24 protein-coding genes are annotated in these 19,846 nt (G+C 39.0%); 10 read left to right on the top strand and 14 right to left on the bottom strand.

What is annotated here, in order from left to right; all coding sequences use genetic code 11:
* Positions 1-52 precede the first annotated feature (52 nt).
* The 4 genes from ACMUMK_RS13780 to rsmI form a co-directional block, all read right to left on the bottom strand.
* A complete protein-coding gene (locus ACMUMK_RS13780) occupies positions 53-688 on the bottom strand; it encodes a 2OG-Fe(II) oxygenase (RefSeq protein ID WP_414701723.1) in 636 nt (211 codons plus the stop codon).
* A gap of 131 nt (positions 689-819) precedes the next feature.
* The gene (locus tag ACMUMK_RS13775) at positions 820-1,338 is read right to left on the bottom strand and encodes a hypothetical protein (RefSeq protein WP_414701773.1); all 519 of its coding nucleotides are present in this window, start codon (positions 1,336-1,338) and stop codon (positions 820-822) included.
* Between the two features lie 108 nt (positions 1,339-1,446).
* Positions 1,447-2,421, bottom strand: a complete 975-nt coding sequence (locus ACMUMK_RS13770; RefSeq protein WP_414701722.1) for an FAD:protein FMN transferase — start codon at positions 2,419-2,421, stop codon at positions 1,447-1,449.
* Positions 2,422-2,423: 2 nt separating this feature from the next.
* Positions 2,424-3,257 carry a 16S rRNA (cytidine(1402)-2'-O)-methyltransferase gene (gene rsmI / locus ACMUMK_RS13765; RefSeq protein WP_414701721.1) on the bottom strand — a complete coding sequence of 278 codons (834 nt, stop codon included), beginning with the start codon at positions 3,255-3,257 and terminating at the stop codon, positions 2,424-2,426.
* A 92-nt stretch (positions 3,258-3,349) separates the two neighbouring features.
* On the opposite strand from rsmI, the gene ACMUMK_RS13760 reads away from it, so the two are divergent.
* Genes ACMUMK_RS13760 through ACMUMK_RS13745 form a run of 4 tightly spaced genes read left to right on the top strand, consistent with a single transcriptional unit; the run spans position 3,350 to position 6,856 of the window.
* Positions 3,350-5,275: a penicillin-binding protein activator gene (locus ACMUMK_RS13760; protein WP_414701720.1), complete on the top strand. Its 1,926-nt coding sequence runs from the start codon at positions 3,350-3,352 to the stop codon at positions 5,273-5,275.
* Positions 5,262-5,636, top strand: a complete 375-nt coding sequence (locus ACMUMK_RS13755; RefSeq protein WP_414701719.1) for a YraN family protein — start codon at positions 5,262-5,264, stop codon at positions 5,634-5,636. Before ACMUMK_RS13760 ends, ACMUMK_RS13755 begins: the two co-directional genes overlap by 14 nt.
* 42 nt (positions 5,637-5,678) lie before the next feature.
* A complete protein-coding gene (locus ACMUMK_RS13750) occupies positions 5,679-6,260 on the top strand; it encodes a phosphoheptose isomerase (RefSeq protein ID WP_414701718.1) in 582 nt (193 codons plus the stop codon).
* Between the two features lie 17 nt (positions 6,261-6,277).
* Positions 6,278-6,856 carry a BON domain-containing protein gene (locus ACMUMK_RS13745; RefSeq protein ID WP_414701717.1) on the top strand — a complete coding sequence of 193 codons (579 nt, stop codon included), beginning with the start codon at positions 6,278-6,280 and terminating at the stop codon, positions 6,854-6,856.
* A 66-nt stretch (positions 6,857-6,922) separates the two neighbouring features.
* Here the strand turns inward: ACMUMK_RS13745 and ACMUMK_RS13740 are convergent, their stop codons facing one another.
* The 7 genes from ACMUMK_RS13740 to rplM all read right to left on the bottom strand — a co-directional run bounded on the left by ACMUMK_RS13740 (position 6,923) and on the right by rplM (position 11,857).
* Positions 6,923-7,324 (bottom strand): ClpXP protease specificity-enhancing factor, encoded by a 402-nt coding sequence (locus tag ACMUMK_RS13740; protein WP_414701716.1) that lies wholly within the window; start codon positions 7,322-7,324, stop codon positions 6,923-6,925.
* Positions 7,325-7,338: 14 nt separating this feature from the next.
* Positions 7,339-7,971: a stringent starvation protein SspA gene (gene sspA / locus ACMUMK_RS13735; RefSeq protein ID WP_414701715.1), complete on the bottom strand. Its 633-nt coding sequence runs from the start codon at positions 7,969-7,971 to the stop codon at positions 7,339-7,341.
* Positions 7,972-8,135: 164 nt separating this feature from the next.
* Positions 8,136-8,870, bottom strand: a complete 735-nt coding sequence (locus tag ACMUMK_RS13730) for a cytochrome c1 (protein WP_414701714.1) — start codon at positions 8,868-8,870, stop codon at positions 8,136-8,138.
* Positions 8,867-10,135: a cytochrome b gene (locus tag ACMUMK_RS13725; protein WP_414701713.1), complete on the bottom strand. Its 1,269-nt coding sequence runs from the start codon at positions 10,133-10,135 to the stop codon at positions 8,867-8,869. The genes ACMUMK_RS13730 and ACMUMK_RS13725 overlap by 4 nt, the downstream gene beginning before the upstream one ends.
* Before the next feature lies 1 nt (position 10,136).
* Positions 10,137-10,769 carry a ubiquinol-cytochrome c reductase iron-sulfur subunit gene (gene petA, locus ACMUMK_RS13720; protein ID WP_414701712.1) on the bottom strand — a complete coding sequence of 211 codons (633 nt, stop codon included), beginning with the start codon at positions 10,767-10,769 and terminating at the stop codon, positions 10,137-10,139.
* Positions 10,770-11,023: 254 nt separating this feature from the next.
* Positions 11,024-11,416 carry a 30S ribosomal protein S9 gene (rpsI, locus tag ACMUMK_RS13715; RefSeq protein ID WP_133471128.1) on the bottom strand — a complete coding sequence of 131 codons (393 nt, stop codon included), beginning with the start codon at positions 11,414-11,416 and terminating at the stop codon, positions 11,024-11,026.
* Positions 11,417-11,428: 12 nt separating this feature from the next.
* Positions 11,429-11,857, bottom strand: coding sequence for a 50S ribosomal protein L13 (rplM, locus tag ACMUMK_RS13710; protein ID WP_414701711.1), 429 nt, complete (start codon positions 11,855-11,857; stop codon positions 11,429-11,431).
* 505 nt (positions 11,858-12,362) lie between these two features.
* Between rplM and ACMUMK_RS13705 the strand changes: the two genes are divergently transcribed.
* From ACMUMK_RS13705 to ACMUMK_RS13690, 4 genes are read left to right on the top strand one after another with little or no spacing between them, the layout of a single operon-like run.
* Positions 12,363-12,716: a DUF2282 domain-containing protein gene (locus tag ACMUMK_RS13705; RefSeq protein WP_414701710.1), complete on the top strand. Its 354-nt coding sequence runs from the start codon at positions 12,363-12,365 to the stop codon at positions 12,714-12,716.
* A gap of 51 nt (positions 12,717-12,767) precedes the next feature.
* A complete protein-coding gene (locus ACMUMK_RS13700; RefSeq protein WP_414701772.1) occupies positions 12,768-13,574 on the top strand; it encodes a DUF692 domain-containing protein in 807 nt (268 codons plus the stop codon).
* A 1-nt stretch (position 13,575) separates the two neighbouring features.
* Complete coding sequence (locus ACMUMK_RS13695) at positions 13,576-14,316, top strand: putative DNA-binding domain-containing protein (protein ID WP_414701709.1); 741 nt, start codon at positions 13,576-13,578, stop codon at positions 14,314-14,316.
* An 11-nt stretch (positions 14,317-14,327) separates the two neighbouring features.
* Positions 14,328-14,855, top strand: a complete 528-nt coding sequence (locus ACMUMK_RS13690; RefSeq protein WP_414701708.1) for a DoxX family protein — start codon at positions 14,328-14,330, stop codon at positions 14,853-14,855.
* 62 nt (positions 14,856-14,917) lie between these two features.
* On the opposite strand, the gene ACMUMK_RS13685 is transcribed toward ACMUMK_RS13690, so the two are convergent.
* The 3 genes from ACMUMK_RS13685 to yejK form a co-directional block, all read right to left on the bottom strand.
* Positions 14,918-15,703 (bottom strand): M23 family metallopeptidase, encoded by a 786-nt coding sequence (locus tag ACMUMK_RS13685; protein WP_414701771.1) that lies wholly within the window; start codon positions 15,701-15,703, stop codon positions 14,918-14,920.
* 13 nt (positions 15,704-15,716) lie between these two features.
* Positions 15,717-16,592: a 6-carboxytetrahydropterin synthase gene (locus tag ACMUMK_RS13680; protein WP_414701707.1), complete on the bottom strand. Its 876-nt coding sequence runs from the start codon at positions 16,590-16,592 to the stop codon at positions 15,717-15,719.
* Positions 16,593-16,676: 84 nt separating this feature from the next.
* On the bottom strand, positions 16,677-17,744 hold the full coding sequence (gene yejK, locus ACMUMK_RS13675; RefSeq protein ID WP_414701706.1) for a nucleoid-associated protein YejK: 1,068 nt from the start codon (positions 17,742-17,744) through the stop codon (positions 16,677-16,679).
* A 114-nt stretch (positions 17,745-17,858) separates the two neighbouring features.
* Here yejK and ACMUMK_RS13670 point away from each other — a divergent pair, with 114 nt between their 5' ends.
* Together ACMUMK_RS13670 and ACMUMK_RS13665 are read left to right on the top strand one after the other, a co-directional pair.
* Positions 17,859-18,077 carry a DUF1414 domain-containing protein gene (locus tag ACMUMK_RS13670; protein ID WP_414701705.1) on the top strand — a complete coding sequence of 73 codons (219 nt, stop codon included), beginning with the start codon at positions 17,859-17,861 and terminating at the stop codon, positions 18,075-18,077.
* A gap of 24 nt (positions 18,078-18,101) precedes the next feature.
* Positions 18,102-19,640, top strand: coding sequence for a DUF3413 domain-containing protein (locus tag ACMUMK_RS13665; RefSeq protein WP_414701704.1), 1,539 nt, complete (start codon positions 18,102-18,104; stop codon positions 19,638-19,640).
* Positions 19,641-19,846: the final 206 nt, after the last annotated feature.

Below are 19,846 nucleotides of genomic sequence, written 5' to 3'. Positions count from 1 at the left end.
AGCCCAATTGTTGGAAATGCCCCAACATGAATGCTCCCAATATTGTAAGCCTTTACCTAAACCATCCTGCAATACTAAACCTATCTGTATTACTTACACAAACCTCATGGGGAAAGCGCTCACTCAAAAAAATAATACATCGATTGAACAAGGGGTTAACCTTAAGTGTTGGCTCTACTTGATCTTCATCTAAGTACAAAAATAACTCCCCACCATCCACTTGCTGCCATTGCTCATTCAAATACAAAACAGTACTTAACCTCCGATTCTTTTGAGCTAAAGCCTGCTGGGTCTTAAAGGCATCTAAATGACGTAAGTAAAAGTCCCCTTTTTTATAATGGGAAAAATGACATTCAAACTCTGATAGCCCCATGTATAACCGACGATTTATTCCTTCCCTTAAGTGCTCCATAAGAACCATATAGGCTCCTTGAATGCTACTTTTTTCCGAGAGCCATAATGTTGTATCGGTTCTTATTTTTGAATCTAGTTTTTTGTTTAGGTTTCGACCAATACCCGCTTCTTGAAACTCAGAAGCAGATAACACTTTAGCTTCATCTAATAAATTTTTACTTAACTCACTCGGTAAAAACTGGTCTATCACTGCATAACCATCATTTGCTATTGAGTCTGTAATCTGGTCAATAACTGCCTCGGTGAGTCCGTTTTTGGTATTCTTATTACTCATAATTACCCTTTAAAGGTTTACTGGGCATTTTCGTTAAGGGCACTATATTATTCAAGTGAATATTTTTCAGTAACCTTAAAATTGCTTAGATATTAGCTAAAAAGTAGCAGCAGGGGTTGCTAGGTAGATGACTAAAGAGCGAATGGCAACTCATGATTTTTAACGGTTAACTTGCGGGTCATAATAAATGTATTTTGGATAAGAGCAGCATCACTACTAGCTCGATGGCGCTGCTCTTGCATTTCCTTAAATAGTTTGTCTTTGGTAGCGTGCCATACTGACATTTGAGGTTCCTTTAATATCATTTCCAAAGAGCTAACTTGAAATTGCATTTCTAACCCAGCAGAATGATACAGTTTGATTAACCAAGTATCATCCACTACCCATCCGTCAGAATAGACTACTTGCCCACTAAGAAACTGATTCAGCTGACGACATACAGAATGGGCTGACTCTCCTTTTTCACTTAAAAGGCGCCGGCTAATGCCGTGTAGAGACTCTGCTTTTTCATCCCAATGAATCCAATCAGGCTGTGGCTTTATAAGACTACAAAAGCGATCCCCTGCTGCATTAATCACCCCAACCTCAATGGGGTAACTTGCTGCACCAAAGCCACTTGCTTCAATATCAATAATTGTTGGGATCAATATTCTTCTCTCACAATTTTTAACCTGCACTTCTAAAGGGTAATTTTATCACCCTGTTTTTTTTTACAATATATAGCATGAGTTAACCGTAACTCAATGATTAATATGTATTTACTCAATAAGAGCATTGGAATAATGTAATTTACGACTATTGTCTACAATAATACCATCGTAGCCGGGAGTCATATTTAACAAGTCCATTCCCTTTTGAACACCTAATACAAAAACAGCGGTAGACAGAGCATCATTTAACGTACTGCTAGGCCCAATAATTGACACGCTTTGCACCTCATAGGCCGATGTGCCCGTTTTAGGTGATAATATATGATGATAACGTAGACCGTTTTCTTCAAAATACCTTTCATAATCACCAGAAGTAGATAAGGCAATATCTACCAAAGGTAGCACCACTGCCTGCTTATCCTTATTTCTAGGGTCTCTTATACCCACCATCCAAGGCTTATCTAAACGACTGCCTAGCAAACGGGTATCTCCCCCCGCGGTTACTAAAGCATGTTTTATGCCCATCTTTTTCAAAATGGCAATAGAGTTATCTACGGCATGTCCTTTAGCAATACCTCCTAGATCTATCTTTACATTTTCGTTGGCAAAGGAAATGCTGTGGCTAACCTCAATAAATTGTATATGCCTGTAGTTAATTGCTGGAAGCAACTTGCTGATATTTACTTGATCTGGCTTTTTATTTTCACGATAGTCATACAAAAATCCTACGCTCGCAAAGGTAATATCAAACGCTCCTTGTGTTTCTTTAGATAGCTCGACAGCTAAACTTATTAGCTCATATAGTTCTTTAGAGACAGTTACGGGTCCCTTTGCGGCAGATTCATTTAACTGACTTAATTCACTGGAAGCTTTATATGGACTCATAAGCTCGTCAATTCGGCGCATTTCGTTCATCACAGCTTCTGTGGCAGCTTCTCCTAAAGCATCAGAGTCACTCCATAACTCCACATGAATATTGGTACCCATGATCCCTTGTTTCTTTTCAAACCACTTCGCCAGGCTGCCAGTTGACGTAAACATCAGTACCAAAAACAAAACACATATTCGAGAGCTACATTTCATTGCTATAACTCCAACCCTACCTGATATAACTGATTTTTCTTCAAACCATATTGTTCAGCAGTCAATGCTGCAGCCTTTTTAAGCGGGAGTTCTTTCATTAATAACTTTAGTAAACCAAGGGCCTCCGCTGAGATATTTGTTTGACTCGGTTTTTCGCCAGCTACCATTAATACAAACTCACCTCTTTGATGGTTTGCATCTTCTTTAAGCCAATCTAAACAGGCCTGCGTAGTTCCCGAGTAAAATGTTTCGAAGGTCTTTGTTAACTCTTTAGCTAATACCACCTCACGGTCAGCTCCAAGCTCGTTTCTCATTAGTTCTAGAGTATCCACTACTCGCCTGGGTGATTCATAGAAAACTGTGGTCATTGTTTCTGATAACAAATTTTGTATTGCCTGCTGTTTAGCCACTGCCTTTACTGGCAAAAAGCCTGCAAACTTAAACTTGTCAGTGGCAAGTCCAGCAGCACACAGTGCGGTAATTGCAGCACATGGACCAGGCAAAGGCACAACCTTAATACCTGCGAGCCTGCATTGGCTAACAAATCCATATCCTGGATCACTAATCAAAGGTGTGCCAGCATCAGAAATTAGAGCGATGGTCTCCCCTTGGCTTAACTTTTCAATTAACTGTTTGGAGCGCTGTGCTTCATTGTGATCATGGAGAGAAATTAATCGGGTTGATATAGAGTAATGTTGCAATAATTTTTGACTATGCCTGGTATCTTCAGCTGCTACTAAATCAACCTCTGCGAGAGTTCGCAATGCTCTATGAGTGATGTCCTCAAGGTTCCCAATTGGCGTGGCCACAATAAATAACGTACCTGATTCAATCAAAGATAATTCTCCAAAGTAAAGTTCTCGTTGTTGCTAGATATTTATTCCCGATACTATAAACTATTCGACTCTTTCTTTTATGAGTATCAGCGATGAGTTTTCGAAGTTTTAGGGTAATTAGCGTCGCGGTTTTAATATTATTTTCCTGTTCTAGTACAGTAGAGAAAAAACCGCAAGTTGTAGAAAAAGTACCATCAAAAAAAGAAACCGAAACAATTAAAGATTCGGCTTACTACCTTCAAAAAGCTAAAACAAGTTTCGCTAACAACGCAAACATATATCAAAGAAACTCATTTTTGTTATCGGCCGCAGAAGCTTTTCAAACAGAAGAAAAGTGCGATAAAAGCATAAAAATGCTTCAGGTATTACAAACAGAGCTTCAAGATGAAAAAATGATCCGCCATGCCAACCTTGTAGTTGCTGAATGTTTGGTAATGCTGTTAAAAAATAACTCCCAAGGGGCTGATACTTTTTTGGCAGATTTGCCAACAGATACGATTTATAAAGATAGAGTGAACGCCCTTAAAGCAGAGCTATTTACTAGAAAACAAGACTGGCTCAGCGCAGCAAACTTTTATTTAAAGTCATCTGACTTTGACATTGAAAAAAGTAACAAGGTTTGGTCACTTTTAAAAAACTTGAACCTAGATGAGTTGGAACAGGCAAGTTTAAGACATACTGATCTACACCCTTGGTTACAACTAGCCATTATCAACAAACGCTTTGCTTTAGACCCAGCAGAATACAAGCAGCAAATAGTGAATTGGCAAAGTAGAAACTTGAATGAAATAATTGCTACTAACCTGCCCGAAGAGGTAGTACAAATGATGCAATTGGAGCCTATATCACCTTCAAGAATAGCAGTATTAGTTCCTTTAAGTGGCCGCTTAGCTAGCCAAGGCTTGGCTATCAAAAAAGGTATACTCGCCTCGTACTTCTCAGATTTACCAAATAATGTAACCAAGGGTTATAATGCAGACTTGCTCCCTTCTGAAAATGGCAGCCCATTTAAAGAACTGCGCTTTTTTGATTCCTCTTTGAAAACTCCAGAAGAGTTAAATGCCCTTGTCGCTGACTTTGACGTAGTCATAGGACCATTAATTAAAGACAAGTTAGCTGGATTAAAAGCAATTTTACCCGAAGATAAGATCCTTTTAGGCCTTAATAGGCTAGATAATATAGAAGCAGAACAAGTCAGTTCGATATCAAATTTGTCTTCAGAAGCTGAAGACAAACGCCAAGCTGAACGTTATTACTTTGCTTTAGCCCCAGAAGACGAAGCGCAGCAACTGGCTAGGCATATTTATAAAAAGCAATTGATTCACCCTGTTATATTTGCCTCTGAAAGCTCCGCAACACAACGAATGGCTCAAGCTTTTATTGATGAATGGCAGAGGCATTCTAATTATACATCCCCAGAATTAATAACCTTCAAATCTAATAAAGATATGCGGGAGAAAATCACCAAAGCACTAGATGTATCACAAAGTAAAGCACGAATTAGACAAATAGAATATTTATCCAATCAGGAAGTCTTTGGCGTAGAAAGAAACAGGCGAGATATAGATGCAATCATACTATTCGCCAACCCGAATCAAACAGAATTATTGAATCCAATTATTGAAGCAAGTTTGAGCCCATTTGCTAGACAATCTTTATCTGTATTTGCTTCATCTCGTAGCTACAGCATTGATGTAAATCAGAATAGTTTGAGAGACTTACGAAATCTAACCTTTACTGATATGCCATGGATGTTACCAGATCACCAATGGGATGATTTATCAGCACAAGTGAATGAGCTATGGCCACAGGAAAAAGACAGCTTATTGAGACTATTCGCAATGGGAGTAGATGCTTACAATTTGGTCCCTCACCTACGAACCCTGAAGTTACTATCTGAGGTTGAACGCCATAGCCTAACAGGAGACATCACCATAGATATAGATGGCGTAATTCATAGGCGCCTACCTTGGGCTCAAGTTAAACAGGACAAGGTAACCTTAATTGAACTGGATTAAGCAGGCTATTTCACCATTAATAGGCAAACAAGCAGAAGACTTGGCTAGAACCTTCCTAGAGAAACAAGGTCTCAAGTTTATTCAGCAAAATTATCGTTGCCGTACAGGTGAAATAGACCTCATTATGCAAGATGCAGAGCAGTTAGTATTTATAGAGGTGAAGTATAGAAGCAAAAGCCATTACGGCTCTGCAATGGAATACTTTCATGCAACTAAACGTCGAAAATTTGAATCTGCACTGATGCACTTTATGATGGAAAAGTCATTAAATCCAAGTATTGCACCCCATAGAATTGACCTAATCGCTATAGATAATAAAAACGTTAATGAAGACGATATAAACTGGTTTAAAAACCTTTAGGTCCCAAATTTAAATAAGTTAACAATTTGCATCAGGAGACTTATGCTAGAAGATATCAAGGCAAGTTTTAAAGAAAGTATACAAACTAAAATTGCCTCCATAGAAGTATTACCGGAGCATATTGCCAATGGCGCATATATGGTGGTTAATGCATTAATAAATGACAACAAAGTTTTATGCTGTGGTAACGGTGGTTCATCGGTTAGTGCACAGCATTTTTGTTCATTACTGCTTAATAAATTCGAAAGAGATAGACCTAGCCTGCCCGCTGTAGCACTCACTTCAGACGGCGCAGTGCTATCTTCAATCGCTAATGATTATAACTTTGATGAGGTATATTCAAAGCAAGTACGAGCATTAGGGCAAAAGGGAGATATTCTAGTTGTTATTTCCACAAGTGGAAATTCTCAAAATATAATCAAAGCCATGGAAGCAGCATTAAGCCGAGATATGACAATTATTGCCTTAACCGGTAAAGACGGAGGGCAGATGTCTGGCTTGTTGGGTCAAAATGACGTAGAAATTCGAGTCCCTTCCAATCGCGTGGCAAGAATTCAAGAGGTGCATTACCTAGTGGTTCATAGCCTTTGCGAAAGCATAGATAACGCCCTATTTCCCGAGTAACAATTAGGATAAAAATAATGTCAAAACAGCAAATTCGTAAAGGTATTATCATCGTAACCTTTAGCTTATTAATGCAAAGTTGTGCCGGACTTATAATCGGTGCAGGTTTAGGCGTAGCTTCAGTAGCACACGACAGACGTACCTTAGGTACCCAAGTTGACGATAGAACGATTTCAGGGAGAGTATCAGTTGTACTGGCCGATGATATAGAAATAAAAGAACAAGCCAGTGTCGTGGTGCAGGTTTTCAATGGTAGCGTGTTGTTAGTTGGGCAAGCCCCAACCGATGCCCTAATACAGAAAGCTGAACGGCTAGCCGGTACAGTAGATAACATTAACAAAATACATAACCAAATTAGGTTGGGTGATCCAATTACCGCAAGCGCAGTTGCAAACGATACTTGGTTGGCTTCAAAAGTAAAAACCAAACTCCTAGCTGATAAGAGAATAGATGGTTTACACGTAGAAATCGAAGTGGAAAATGCTGAAGTCTTTTTAATGGGCTTAGCAACCCAAGAAGAGGCTGATATAGCTGTAGACATAACTAGAAATATTTCAGGTGTAAAGCAAGTGGTTAAGGTTTTTGAGTACCTCTGATACCCAAGCTGAAACCTGGTGTATGAAACATAAAAAAAGCGCCTATGGCGCTTTTTTTATGTTTTTCTATTTTACTACTGTCAAAGTAGGTTTGCCTTTTTTCGGCTGTGGCTTGGGCGCTGGCTCTTCAGGCTTTTCAATATCTTTAGTATCAAGACTATCCTCAACTGTAAAAACAGTGCCTGCACCATTTTCTTTAGCATAAATAGCTAATACAGCAGGGCAAGGTATTGAAAGGCTGCGAGGCACACCACCAAATCTAGCTTCAAAACTAACCTCTTCCAACCCTAAATGAAGTTTCCCAGTAGAAGCAGGCGATACATTCAAAACAATTTGCCCATCTTGTACAAACTCTTGTGGAACTTGAGTTCCTGGATAATGAGCATCTACAACTATATATGGAGTGAGATTATTATCTACAATCCACTCGTAAAAGGCTCTTAACAAATAAGGTTGATTAGCAGTCATAAACAGTATTCTCTCTAAAGAGGCTTGTGAATTTCGCGCTCTTGATCCGTTAATGAAGCTTTAAAAGAAGCTCTATCAAAAATACGATTCATATAAGCACGGACATCTTTACTACCCGCTCCACTAAGCTCAATACCTAAAGCAGGTAAACGCCATAACAGTGGTGCTAAATAGCAATCGACCAAACTAAACTCTTCACTCATAAAGAACGGAGTTTCTGCAAATAAAGGAGCAAGTGCTAATAAAGCTTCACGAAGTTCTTCACGAGCTTGAGCCACATCACCCTTGTTGGCCAATATATTTTCAACCAATACATACCAGTCGTTTTGGATACGGTGCATAGTCAAACGACTTTGACCTCTTGATACTGGATATACAGGCATAAGTGGAGGATGTGGAAAACGCTCATCCAAATATTCCATAATGATGTGAGAATTATATAAAACTAACTCACGATCAACTAAGGTTGGAACTGTGCCATATGGATTAAGATCAAGTAGATCTTCTGGTAAATTAGTTGGATCAGTATAAGAAATTTCTACACCAACGCCTTTTTCTGCTAATACAATACGAGCTTGGTGGCTATATATATCAAGCGTATCTGAAAACAACGTCATAATTGAACGTTTATTTGTGGCAACTGCCATTTAACACTCTCCTAAATTCGAATGCATCGCTGCATATCTATTACTATTCAGCTATTCAGTCACACAAAACTTGTGGAAGATAAATAACAGAAAAGAAAGGGGCGTTCAGCCCCTTTCAAAATTTTGCGAATTATACACTATTTTATTTCACAAGATGTGAGGAATTAATGTACATCTCTCCAATATTCTTTCTTAAGTAAATAAATTAAGACAAACAATATCAGTAAGAAAACAATTACCCAACGGCCGATACTCTCAGACTCTAATCGAGAAGGTTCGCCTGTATAAACCAGGTAATTCACTAAATCTAAAACTACCGCATCGTATTCAGCTGGGCTTAGTGCACCACTTCCATCGGTTTTAATACCAACGTGACGCTCAACCATTTCACCGTCGACCATAGCTTCTTCTGTGCTGATACGTGGCACACCTTGCAACTCTTGTAATACATGTGGCATACCAACTTCAGGGAAAACCATATTATTCACACCAAATGGACGACTTTCATCAACATAGAAAGTACGTAAATAGGTATAAATCCAATCAGCACCACGAACTCGAGCTACTAAAGTTAGGTCTGGAGGTGGAGCACCAAACCACTTAGCAGCAGACTCAGATGGCATTGCATTTTTAATGTGATCACCAGGCTTTTCACCGGTAAATTGCAGATATTGCTGACCTAAGTCCACAGGAATACCTAAATCTTCAAAAGTACGCTGATATCTCTGGTATTGAGTTTGATGGCAGCCCAAGCAGTAATTCATAAACATCTTAGCGCCATTTTGCAATGATGCTTTATCTGTTAAGTCATATTCTGCTTTATCTAAATGAACACCGCTACCTGCAGCTAAGGCTCCAAACGATACTAACAAAGACAATACTAAAACTATCTTTTTCATTCTGTGATCCTCTCTGGTACGGGCTTGGTACGTTCATTTTTGCTGTAAATAAATAACAGAGCAAAAAAGCCAAAATACATAATAGTTGCTACCTGAGATGCAACAATCTTCCAGTTTTCTTGAGGTGTTCCACCTAAATAACCTAGGAAGATGAAAACAACTGCAAACACAATTAAGTTCCATCTATGTAAACCACAACGATAACGCCAAGACTTCACTTTACCTCTATCAATCCAAGGTAAAAGAGCTAGCGCTACAATAGCGGCAAACATACAAATAACACCACCTAGCTTATGAGGTACAGCCTTTAATATCGCGTAGAAAGGTGTGAAGTACCAAACAGGGAAAATATGCTCCGGAGTCTTAAGAGGGTTAGCAATTTCAAAGTTAGGATGTTCTAGGAAATATCCACCCATTTCCGGATTGAAAAACATGACGTAACAGAAAAGGATCAGGAATACACTAAAGCCAACTAAGTCTTTCAACACTATATGCGGGAAGAAAGGTACTATGTCATCGACGATATCGTACTTACTTGTGTAGTACTCATGGATTTGAAACTTAGTTTTCTCGTCTTCAGACAATGAGCCTTTCTTACGTTTAACATCAGTTCCATCTGGGTTATTTGAACCAACCTCATGTAAAGCAACAATGTGCAAAAATACTAAGATAACAATGACTAATGGAAGTGCAATGACATGTAAAGCAAAGAACCTGTTAAGGGTTGCACCTGATATAACATAATCACCTTGAATCCAAACCACTAGATCAGGACCAATAACAGGAATAGCACTAAATAAAGATACGATTACTTGAGCTCCCCAGTAAGACATTTGTCCCCATGGAAGTACATAGCCCATGAATGCTTCAGCCATTAATGCTAAGTAAATAAACATTCCAAACAACCACAGCAATTCACGTGGCTTTTGATATGAACCGTAAATCATACCTCTGAACATATGCAGGTAAACAACGATAAAGAATGCTGAAGCACCAGTACTATGCATGTAACGCAGTATGTAGCCGTATTCAACATCTCTCATGATATATTCAACAGATGCAAATGCTTCTTCTGCTGTTGGTGTAAAGCTCATGGTTAGCCAAACACCGGTAACAATTTGGTTGACTAAAACTATGGTTGCCAAGAAGCCAAACATATACCAGAAATTCATATTTCTTGGTGCTGGATACTGAATTGCGTGCATATTTGCAACGCGCATTATGGGAAGACGATATTCAACCCAATCCATTAAATTTTTCCACATACTATGCCGCCCCCTCTTCTGAACCAATCAAAAGAGTATTGTCGTCAATAAATCGGTAAGGTGGCACGACTAGATTCAATGGTGCCGGAACGTTATCGAAAACTCGCCCAGCCATATCAAACTTAGAGCCATGACAAGGACAGAAAAACCCTTCTTGCACACCCTCTACATACTCTGCAAATGCACCATCTTTTAGGTGCTGAGGAGAACATCCAAGGTGAGTACAGATCCCTACTAGCACTAGATATTCTTCTTTCAATGAGCGGTATGGATTTTTAGCAAATTCTGGCTGCTGCTCTTGATCTGAGTTAGGGTCTTTTAGTTTATCATCATGATCCGACAATGATGCTAGTAACTCTGGTGTTCTACGGGCAATCCATACTGGCTTACTTCTCCAAATAACCCGAATCAACTGACCAGGTTCAATCTTGCTGATATCGGCTTCTACATCAGCCCCAGCAGCTTTCGCTTTTACACTAGGGTTCCAAGAACCAATAAAAGGAACTGCAGCACCGACTACACCGACACCACCGACAACAGAAGTTGCGACCGTCAAAAAACGACGTCTGTTACTACTATCAGGTTGGTTTTCGGTCTCAGACGAATCATGCGCATCTAAAGATACATTGCTCATCCATTAATCTCCGAGGGTTGGATTGACAAATATTACCCTATCAGTGGTGCCAAAACACACAGAAGTGATAGGAAATATATAGGTATTGTTATTAACAGAAAATGATAAAAGAAAAACCACATAAAAGACAAGGAAATCGTCAATAAAATGAAGAAATACTGACACTTAACACTTTTATTTAAAAGAAAGTAATAAAAAACCCAGCAAAAGCTGGGTTTTTGAGAATTTCTCTTGGAAAGAGTGTCGTCTGACAATTAACGTTTTGAGAATTGTGGACGCTTACGAGCTTTATGAAGACCAACTTTCTTACGCTCAACTTTACGTGCATCACGGGTAACAAAGCCCGCTTTACGTAATGCTGGACGAAGAGTTTCATCAAACTCCATCAAGGCACGTGTAATACCGTGACGTATTGCACCAGCTTGACCGCTAATACCACCACCAGCAACGGTGACGTATAAGTCAAATTTCTCTGTCATTTCAACTAGTTCTAGAGGTTGACGCACGATCATACGTGCAGTCTCACGACCAAAGAACTCATCAAGAGGACGTTTGTTTACTACAATGTTGCCGCTACCTGCACGTAGAAAAACACGAGCGGTAGAGCTTTTGCGTCGGCCAGTGCCGTAATATTGATTATCTGCCATCTGTAATGCTCCTTAAAGGTCTAAGACTTGAGGCTGTTGAGCAGCATGTTTATGCTCAGGACCCGCGTAGACTTTCATTTTGCGGAACATATCGCGTCCAAGTGGACCTTTAGGCAACATACCTTTAACCGCTTTTTCAATGATCATCTCTGGTTTGTGGGCTTGTAACTTTTCAAAAGTAGTATCTTTAAGGCCACCTGGATATCCAGTATGAGAATAGTACATTTTGCCTTTGGCTTTATTACCAGTAACAGTTACTTTCTCAGCGTTGATCACAACTATATAATCACCAGTATCCACATGTGGAGTATACTCTGGCTTATGCTTTCCGCGTAAACGGCTAGCAATCTCAGTCGCTATACGACCAAGAGTTTTGTCTGCGGCGTCAACCACATACCATTCACGTTTTACCGTTTCTGGCTTTGCAACAAAAGTTTTCATTTTAAAATTACCCGAAATATATAAATAATCGTTACTTGGCTTTATGCTCGATATTTTACCACCGACTGCTACATAAAACCGCTAAAAATCAATACTTTGACCCCTTCGAGTCGTATGATTCATCCGCTTTCCCAAAGCGGGGGCAACTGGGCAGGGCGCGAATTATACAGAAGTTCCTATAAAACGCGAGTATAAAATTTAAGCTTTTTGCTATTTAGTGATTTTTTACACTTATCTCAATAATCACATGCCATAGATAAAATTACAGCAACCGTATTTTCATTCCCATTTAACGGCAAAAAATTACACCATTAGTCTAATTTTTAATAAACCTAATTCAGTTATATTGAGCTTTCGGTAAAGGTCTTTTCATCACTTTAGTTAATTAGGTGTATAAAAAATTTGAAATTTATTGAAACAGGAGTTGGTCTTAAGTTTACATAATGGACTACAGTGATTCTTTGTTTGTCCGTTTTTAAAATAACCATTAACAGGATAATAATTTATGAAAAATTCAAACTCTATTAAAAATGCTTTATTAGTAGGTTGTACTATTGCAGCATCGCAAATGGCAGTAGCTAAGCCAAATGATCAATTATCAGTAACTGATTCTGCTCCAGAAGAAGTCAAAGTAGCGGTTCAAGAATGGAAAGAAGGAAAAAGACTACGAGGACGTAAAGACAAATGCTACGGCATAGCGTTAGCCGGTGAAAATGACTGTAAAGCTGGTGCAGGAACAAGCTGTGAGGGTACTTCTACAGTAGATTTTCAAAAAGATGCTTGGACATTTTCTCCAAAAGGGTCTTGTGAATTTATCGTAACCCCACATGGCCCTGCGTCTAAAAAACCAATTGCTTAGTTGATTGTCACTTTGATACCAAAACTAACAGATTTGCCCGCCTCTGCGGGCATGTGTTTGAAACCTGAATATTTCAACTCAATCCATACCAACCTAGATGGCGACCTATGGTTTGAAGTACATGCAGAGAATTATCTTATCCAAGGTGGGCCTAGATTAGAAAAACTGCAAGATATAGCGAGTCACTTTCCAATAAGTATCCATGGAGTGGGGGCATCCTTAGGTGGTCCGGATCCAATTAGTAAAGAACATCTCGATAGATTAACGAATTTGCTAAAGTTAATACCAAGCGCAGCATTTTCAGAACATATTGCATGGTCAGGAACCCAAGGCAATTATTTGGGCAATCTAATGCCTACGCCGCTAACCAAACAATCTCTGAACAATACCGCCCAAAATATCCTACAATTTCAAAACGCTCTACAACGTCCTATTTTAGTTGAGAATCCTGCTAATTATCTCAACTTTAAGTCTGAAATGCCCGAGAGCGAATTTATGATGTCTCTTGTTCAAAAAACCGAATGCGGAATTCTTTTAGACGTTAATAACTTATTTCTCAGCGCCAACAACACTGGAGTTGATGCCCATAGCTACATACGAGATTTAGACCCCAATGTGGTAGGAGAAATACATATTGCAGGTCACTCTAAAGACCCTATAGAAAAAGGGTTATTAATTGATTCACATGACAGTCCAGTATCAAAAGAGGTATGGGAGCTATTACAAACTACTCTTTCGCTTCTAGGACCTAAACCTGTACTAATAGAGCGGGATGATAACTTACCTACATTTGACGTACTCTTAGACGAGAGAAATATGGCGCAAAAACTAATTAACTCCTATAAGAACTTAGTTTGATATGAGTGAGTTTCACGCGGCATTTATTGACTATGTAAAAACGGGAAGCCTAGAGGCCATTTCCTCCCATCTATCAGGTACTGAAAGCCAAGGTCGTTTGGCTGTGTATCGCAATACTTTCATAAGTGGCTGTATAGACGGGTTAGTCAGAAAGTACCCTAGCTGCGAAAAACTATTAGGCGTAGATTTTTTTAAATCACTAGCCCGGGACTATGCTATTAACTACCCTCCCTCTAGTCCTGTGATTAGCGAGTTCGGCGAAAACTATCCTGAATATATTCGAGATACACTTAAACAAAACTATCCCCAATTAAGTTACGTTTGGGACATATGCCAATTAGATAGGGCTTGGCACCATGCCTATTTTGCACCAGAGAAAACTCCTTTGGATGAAGCAGGCATCGAATCCCTCATTACAAATATAGAAAATCAATCTTTATCATTACACCCAAGTGTGCAACTTGTACAAACTAAGTCCGCAATTTCTGATTTGTGGTCACAGCTAAGAGATGGCGACATTAATGAAAAAACGCCCTTAAGCCTCACACCTGAAACAATAATGCTATGGCGAGATGAAGATAAGATTTTACACCGCACACTTTGCACTCCTGAAGCTATATTTATTCAAAGTATTCAAGAGGGAAAAACCTTAGGAGAGTCAGCAGAAATAGCCATCCAAAGTGAGGAACTAGATATCAGTAATACCTTTAGTCAACTTTTACTTAATAACTTAATAACTTAAAGAGAACACACATGCACACATTGATTATTTCGTACAATAAGATAATGGAAAAGTTAAGTTTATATCTGACAGATTTAACGCTACTTATTGCAAGACTACTTGTTGCAAACGTATTTTTTTCTTCGGGGATGACAAAGTGGAACGGATTTTTTAGCTTTAATCCAGAGAAATATGATTTGTTTTTATATGAGTTTTTTTGCCCTGACCCAATCCGTGAAGGCGCCTTGTTATTGTGCGATGCAGAGACTTTAGATTACGTAGAAGGCTCTTCAATTATTACCTTCATAGAAACCTTAGCTGTCGGAGCTGGTGTAGCTGAGATTGTATTCCCAATATTGCTTGCTTTGGGCATATTTGCACGTGTTGGTGCAGTGGGTTTAATTGCCATGACCCTATTTATTCAATTAGCGGTATTCCCTAGCTGGGATCATTGGTGGAACCCAGCGGTTTGGTGGTTTGTGGTATTGATGGCAGTATTAAGTATGGGACCAGGTAGACTATCCCTAGATTCATTACTGGGGTTAGAGAAAAAACGTTGATATGTATCAGTGCATCCCTTGCAAATTTAGAATTATTCAAGGGATGCATTAAAACCGAAAAGCTAGCGCTCAGGTACTAACAATGCTGGGTCTAGCCTCTCTTTAAACCAATTTATACGCCAGTCTAAATGGGCACCAGTGACTCTTCCAGTGGCTCCTATTTCAGCCACTAAATCACCCTGTTTAACTCGTGTACCCGCAGCTACTAGCCCTTTACTTAAATGCAGAAAAGTTGATGTAACACCGTAACCATGGTCAATGATCATAGTCCCACCAGAATAATACATGTCAGATTCAAACAACGTTACGATCCCATCTGCAGGGGCAAATACAGGTGTACCAGTTGGCCCGGCTACATCTAACCCAAAGTGCGGTCTTTTTGGGGTCCCATTAAACACTCTGCGACTACCATATACACCACTAATAGGCCCTTCAGCAGGCCAGATAAAATCTTGGGTAAAGTCCAGCCTATCATCATTATTTGACCTAGCACTCGCTATTTGTTGATTATCTTTACGAATACGCTCAAAAACCTCTTTTGAGGGGCTAACATACTTACTAGCCACACCTTCAATTCTTTGCTCTTCGTAAGTGCGTTTTGATAAAGTAATGGTTTCATTATGTTCATCACCATGGTTACTTTGCCAAGTTAACTGGTGCTCAAGCTGAGCATCTCGCCCAAAGCCAAACACAAATTGGCCAGTTTCAGAGATATTTATAGGCTTATTGTCTAACCAAACTTGGCTACCTGCAGGAAGCTGACCTCGTATTAAACTACCTTGGGTCAACTCCCCTTTAAGAGTGAGGGCATCCGCTAATGCATTAAATACCCAAAGCATTGTGGCCATTAAGATAAGGGGTTTAAGCAAACGCTATGGCTCCTTTACCTACGCCTTCATAAGCAAGAACTCTAAAGTCCTCGTCAGGTGACAACCTTTTGTGCTCATCAGCCATAAACTGCGCTAAGCACTCTACTGTGGTATCTGTATCGAGCATTTCAGATTCAGACTTAGGAATAGCTAGTTCAAACCTTCCCTGTGAGGCTTCATAGGCAAACACATGATGTTGTTCAAAATTGCCTTGCTCTAATTGAAAAGCAGTTTGATTCGGTTCAACTATATCTTCTGTTGAACCAATATAAATATCACACCAGCGCTTGGCCCAGTATTCTTGCCACTTTATACTTTCAATCTGATTTTCAAAAATCACTACTTTTGACCTATGACCATGGGCGATACGCTGACAGTTTCCGTCATGCTTTTTCAAACCATGGGTGTAATGATAGTAAGGGGTATTAATCACCTCAGCGCGAAGGTTCAACTCTATCCCCGCAACATTTTCAGGTAAGTGGGTTGCTATCACATCTTTCAGGTAATCACCCACAGAAGGCATAGTGACTTCATCTGAATATACAAATGCATATGCTTCGGCTGGGCAATTAAGGTGGATAGATTTATTGTCTGGTCGCATAAAATCGACCTTCACCCTGTCTGTTTTTTCATTTTGCTGAACTCGGCTAAACTCATGTTCAACAGGTACCAGCAATTTGTGATCTATGTACTCATCAATTAAGTATTTGAGTTGTTTTTTGACCTTGCCAAAATCCAACACCATACTTTCTTCATTTAAATCGCCATTTAAGATTACGTCAACGATCCAGCTTTCTCCCACCATTCCCCGCTTGGGGCATAAGTAAGAAAAATCCATCACAGTTAAATCATTCACAAATAATTGCATAAAAAAGTATTGTTACCTTGTCTACATTACATACTTAAAACGTTAGCTTTCGAGTCCAACAACTTAGTTGGGATATCTATAATATCAGTTTTGAGACTTCAAAAGTTGATCTTTAAGATTTGGTGGAATACCACGTATCATTAAAGTATCAGATCCTGCATCATAACTTACTCTATCTCCGAGTAACTTACGCTCAAAGCTCAACGATATACCACCACCTTGACCGCTAAATTTAGCGAGTGTTTTTAGGGCGCTTCTATCCGCTTGAAAATTTTCTTCTACTGGTACTTCAGCCTGCTGATTAAAAGCCTCAAAGCTTACGTGATCACTCGGTAATTTTGCTGCTAATTCTTGAATTTGAATATCTTCACCAAGCTCTAGTTTCTCTTTATAATATTCAGAAACCGTATCTCTTGCTTGATGCTTTTCTTCTGGATCAAGTTGCTCCGCAGCCAAAAACGCATCAACTGTAGTAAGTAATTGTTTGTTTTGTTGCTTTATATCAACCAACTCTTCACAGCCAATAAAGTGCATAAAGAAGTCTGAAACCTTACGCCCCATTCTGCCTTTAATAAAACTGATATATCGTTGCTGCTCAGCAGAGACAGACAATTGCGTAAGATCTATTCTTACTGCCAACTGCATTTTACTCAGGTCGAGATGATCACTACTGGTAAGCTCTAACTCTTGATTAATTTCAACGTGTTGCTTAGTGTTAATAATCGCAATCATCAAGTAATCTGTTGCCAAAAACTGATAATGGCTAAATACCACAAAGCCTGTTTCTAATGTTCCAGTATCTATTAATGATTTTTTTAATAGTTCACTTGCCTGAATACTAAAGTCTACAAAATCTTTACTATCATCTAGCATGTCTTGCAATATACTTTTGAATGGCACCGAGTGGGGAGTGAGTGCACTCCCTTCTTCGTCATCGGGTTCTTTACTAACACTGACAATTTCAGCATTTTCTGCAACAAAACCGCCTACACCTTTACTAGGTTTAGTATTAAAAGCGTGATTAATTTGCTGAGCCAAATTCTCAATTTCTGGACTGACATCAAAACAACTCGTCCTAGGAATTAAAACCAATTCTTGCTGTTGATTAACGGCTAATTGGTGCACCACAAAATGATGAATTAAAGCACTCACATTTTTTCCTCAAAGTAATTAAATTCGTTCTGTTATAGTTGGTTGATAGCAATTTTACTGGACCATTGTTACTATCGCCCTAATTATACAAGTAAAATATCTGAGCCTATCCATATGCCACAACAATCCAAATATTCTGACAGCCAATTTGAAGCCATTATGCATGACATTATAATTGCGTTAGAAAAACACCAAGCAAACAGAGACCTTTCTCTTATGGTGTTAGGCAACCTCATTACCAATATTTTTCAGCAACAAGTAAGCGATAATCAGCGCGAACAAATGGCCGAACAGTTTACACAAGTGCTGCTTAAAAGTATCAATGGAAAATAAAAAAGTTAAAGGTAAAGCAAACCTATGATTTTAGCTGAAACGCCCCGTCGCAAGTTAGTTAGCCAATTAGTCACCTGGGGGCATTGGTTTGCACTCCAAAATATCGTTTTAGCTATCATTATTGCGGCCATTTACATTTTAAACTCCCCTGCGCCATTTACAGCAATTGGTAATCTGTACCTATTTACGAATTGGGTTAGCCATATTGGCTTTCTGACATTTTTTGCGTTTGTTATTTTAATTTTGCCATTGTGCTATTTGTTATCAAACGCCAAAGCAGTAAAAATAATAAGCTCAATAGTCTCAGCCTTAGGTTTAGCCCTCCTCGCTTTTGATGCACTACTGTACAATAAATATGGCGTACACCTCAGCTTTAACTCAGCCGTATTAATACGTGATGAAGCACAAACCGTAATGTCAGATTTTGGTTGGCAACAATGGGGATTCTTAGCCTTACTATTTATTGTGTGGTTTTTATTCCAGTTAGTGGTAGCCAATGCTTTATGGCAACGTGTAAAAAGACTGCAAAAAAAGAAGCTAGGTTTACCTATAAGTAGCTTTTTTGTTGCTTGCTTTGTAATTAGCCATGGCCTTCATGTATGGGCAGATGCCAAGCTTTATCAACCAATAGTTAAGCAAGATAATATGTTCCCATTATCTTACCCAGCTACAGCAAAAACACTAATGTCTCGCTATAGCCTATTAGATCTAGAAGATTATCAACAACGAAAAGCACTGCAGTTCGATCAAACTATTAGTGGCATTAATTACCCTGCTACACCTGTCTATTGCGCCGTACAGAATGACCAAAAAGTGTTACTGCTTGGTGTAATTGATGAAGAAATAAATGGCTCAATTCCCGGAATATCAACCATGAGCCAGCATTACGGACTACAGTCTAGTTTACCAAGTAGTATTAAAACTGTTCTTTACGGACTTCCCGAGTTATATCACAGTGCTTTATCAAGCTATGAGCCCATTTTACTAAGCTTACCCGCATCAATGGGCTTAAATATAAGTGTGTATTCTGAAGAGAAAATCGCCCCTAAAGTAGATAAATATACTCAAAACTGGGACGAGTTTAAAAATAATGTGCGACAACTACAAAGTAACCTTGCTATTGGTTTTGTTAGTACAGAAGGTTTGTCTCAACTGCTAACTACAGAAGTCCAAAATAACTACCAAATTTTAATTACACATCTGGGGCAAACAGATACGCTGCCTAGTCAGTTATTCAGCAATATTAATATCAATAAAAAGATGTCTAGCCATGAGGATTTGGCACCAACCATCTTGAATTTATTAGGTTGTTCTGCCAACACCAATGCATATAGCACAGGAAGTGATCTAACCAGCGATAATAAACGTCGCTACATAGTTAGCACCCAAGGAAGTAAAGTTTTACTTCTTACTGACAAGCAAAGAATTGAGATAATGAACAATGGCAATGTGCGCATTTTTGACTTATCTACAAATGAAGAAGTATTCACACCTGTTGACACTGGTTTACTTAGCCAAGGCATAAAACGTCTAAGTAGCTTTTCAGCCAAATCCGCCCGCTAAAGCTAAATAAATATTATAAACGCCCCTATAGTAGGCATTGTAGGGGCGCCACACTGTATAACACCTAGTTAAAACTTTCGCGTCTAACAGCCCGTTATTTATGAATAAGTTGACCGCTAAAAGAGTAAAAAGACATGAATGTTATGTAGCCAGTTTTTGTTAATGTACTGCTTTTTAAACTAGCCATTGAATTACCCTTGACATAA

It is taken from the genome of Paraglaciecola sp. 2405UD69-4, from assembly GCF_047525415.1.
Classification (GTDB): domain Bacteria; phylum Pseudomonadota; class Gammaproteobacteria; order Enterobacterales; family Alteromonadaceae; genus Paraglaciecola.
The sequence above is the reverse complement of the archived record's forward strand: the minus strand, read 5'-3'. Positions and strand labels throughout refer to the sequence as shown.

Coding starts and splice junctions, on each gene's coding strand:
- rpsI (WP_133471128.1), bottom strand. CDS start 11,416: ATGGCAGATAATCAATATTACGGCACTGGCCGACGCAAAAGCTCTACC.
- sspA (WP_414701715.1), bottom strand. CDS start 7,971: ATGGCAGTTGCCACAAATAAACGTTCAATTATGACGTTGTTTTCAGAT.
- ACMUMK_RS13725 (WP_414701713.1), bottom strand. CDS start 10,135: ATGTGGAAAAATTTAATGGATTGGGTTGAATATCGTCTTCCCATAATG.
- ACMUMK_RS13695 (WP_414701709.1), top strand. CDS start 13,576: ATGAGTGAGTTTCACGCGGCATTTATTGACTATGTAAAAACGGGAAGC.
- ACMUMK_RS13665 (WP_414701704.1), top strand. CDS start 18,102: ATGATTTTAGCTGAAACGCCCCGTCGCAAGTTAGTTAGCCAATTAGTC.
- ACMUMK_RS13680 (WP_414701707.1), bottom strand. CDS start 16,592: ATGCAATTATTTGTGAATGATTTAACTGTGATGGATTTTTCTTACTTA.
- ACMUMK_RS13670 (WP_414701705.1), top strand. CDS start 17,859: ATGCCACAACAATCCAAATATTCTGACAGCCAATTTGAAGCCATTATG.
- ACMUMK_RS13760 (WP_414701720.1), top strand. CDS start 3,350: ATGAGTTTTCGAAGTTTTAGGGTAATTAGCGTCGCGGTTTTAATATTA.
- ACMUMK_RS13780 (WP_414701723.1), bottom strand. CDS start 688: ATGAGTAATAAGAATACCAAAAACGGACTCACCGAGGCAGTTATTGAC.
- ACMUMK_RS13750 (WP_414701718.1), top strand. CDS start 5,679: ATGCTAGAAGATATCAAGGCAAGTTTTAAAGAAAGTATACAAACTAAA.
- ACMUMK_RS13685 (WP_414701771.1), bottom strand. CDS start 15,703: ATGGCCACAATGCTTTGGGTATTTAATGCATTAGCGGATGCCCTCACT.
- ACMUMK_RS13690 (WP_414701708.1), top strand. CDS start 14,328: ATGCACACATTGATTATTTCGTACAATAAGATAATGGAAAAGTTAAGT.
- ACMUMK_RS13740 (WP_414701716.1), bottom strand. CDS start 7,324: ATGACTGCTAATCAACCTTATTTGTTAAGAGCCTTTTACGAGTGGATT.
- ACMUMK_RS13730 (WP_414701714.1), bottom strand. CDS start 8,870: ATGAAAAAGATAGTTTTAGTATTGTCTTTGTTAGTATCGTTTGGAGCC.
- ACMUMK_RS13700 (WP_414701772.1), top strand. CDS start 12,768: ATGTGTTTGAAACCTGAATATTTCAACTCAATCCATACCAACCTAGAT.
- ACMUMK_RS13705 (WP_414701710.1), top strand. CDS start 12,363: ATGAAAAATTCAAACTCTATTAAAAATGCTTTATTAGTAGGTTGTACT.
- ACMUMK_RS13745 (WP_414701717.1), top strand. CDS start 6,278: ATGTCAAAACAGCAAATTCGTAAAGGTATTATCATCGTAACCTTTAGC.
- rplM (WP_414701711.1), bottom strand. CDS start 11,857: ATGAAAACTTTTGTTGCAAAGCCAGAAACGGTAAAACGTGAATGGTAT.
- ACMUMK_RS13770 (WP_414701722.1), bottom strand. CDS start 2,421: ATGAAATGTAGCTCTCGAATATGTGTTTTGTTTTTGGTACTGATGTTT.
- petA (WP_414701712.1), bottom strand. CDS start 10,769: ATGAGCAATGTATCTTTAGATGCGCATGATTCGTCTGAGACCGAAAAC.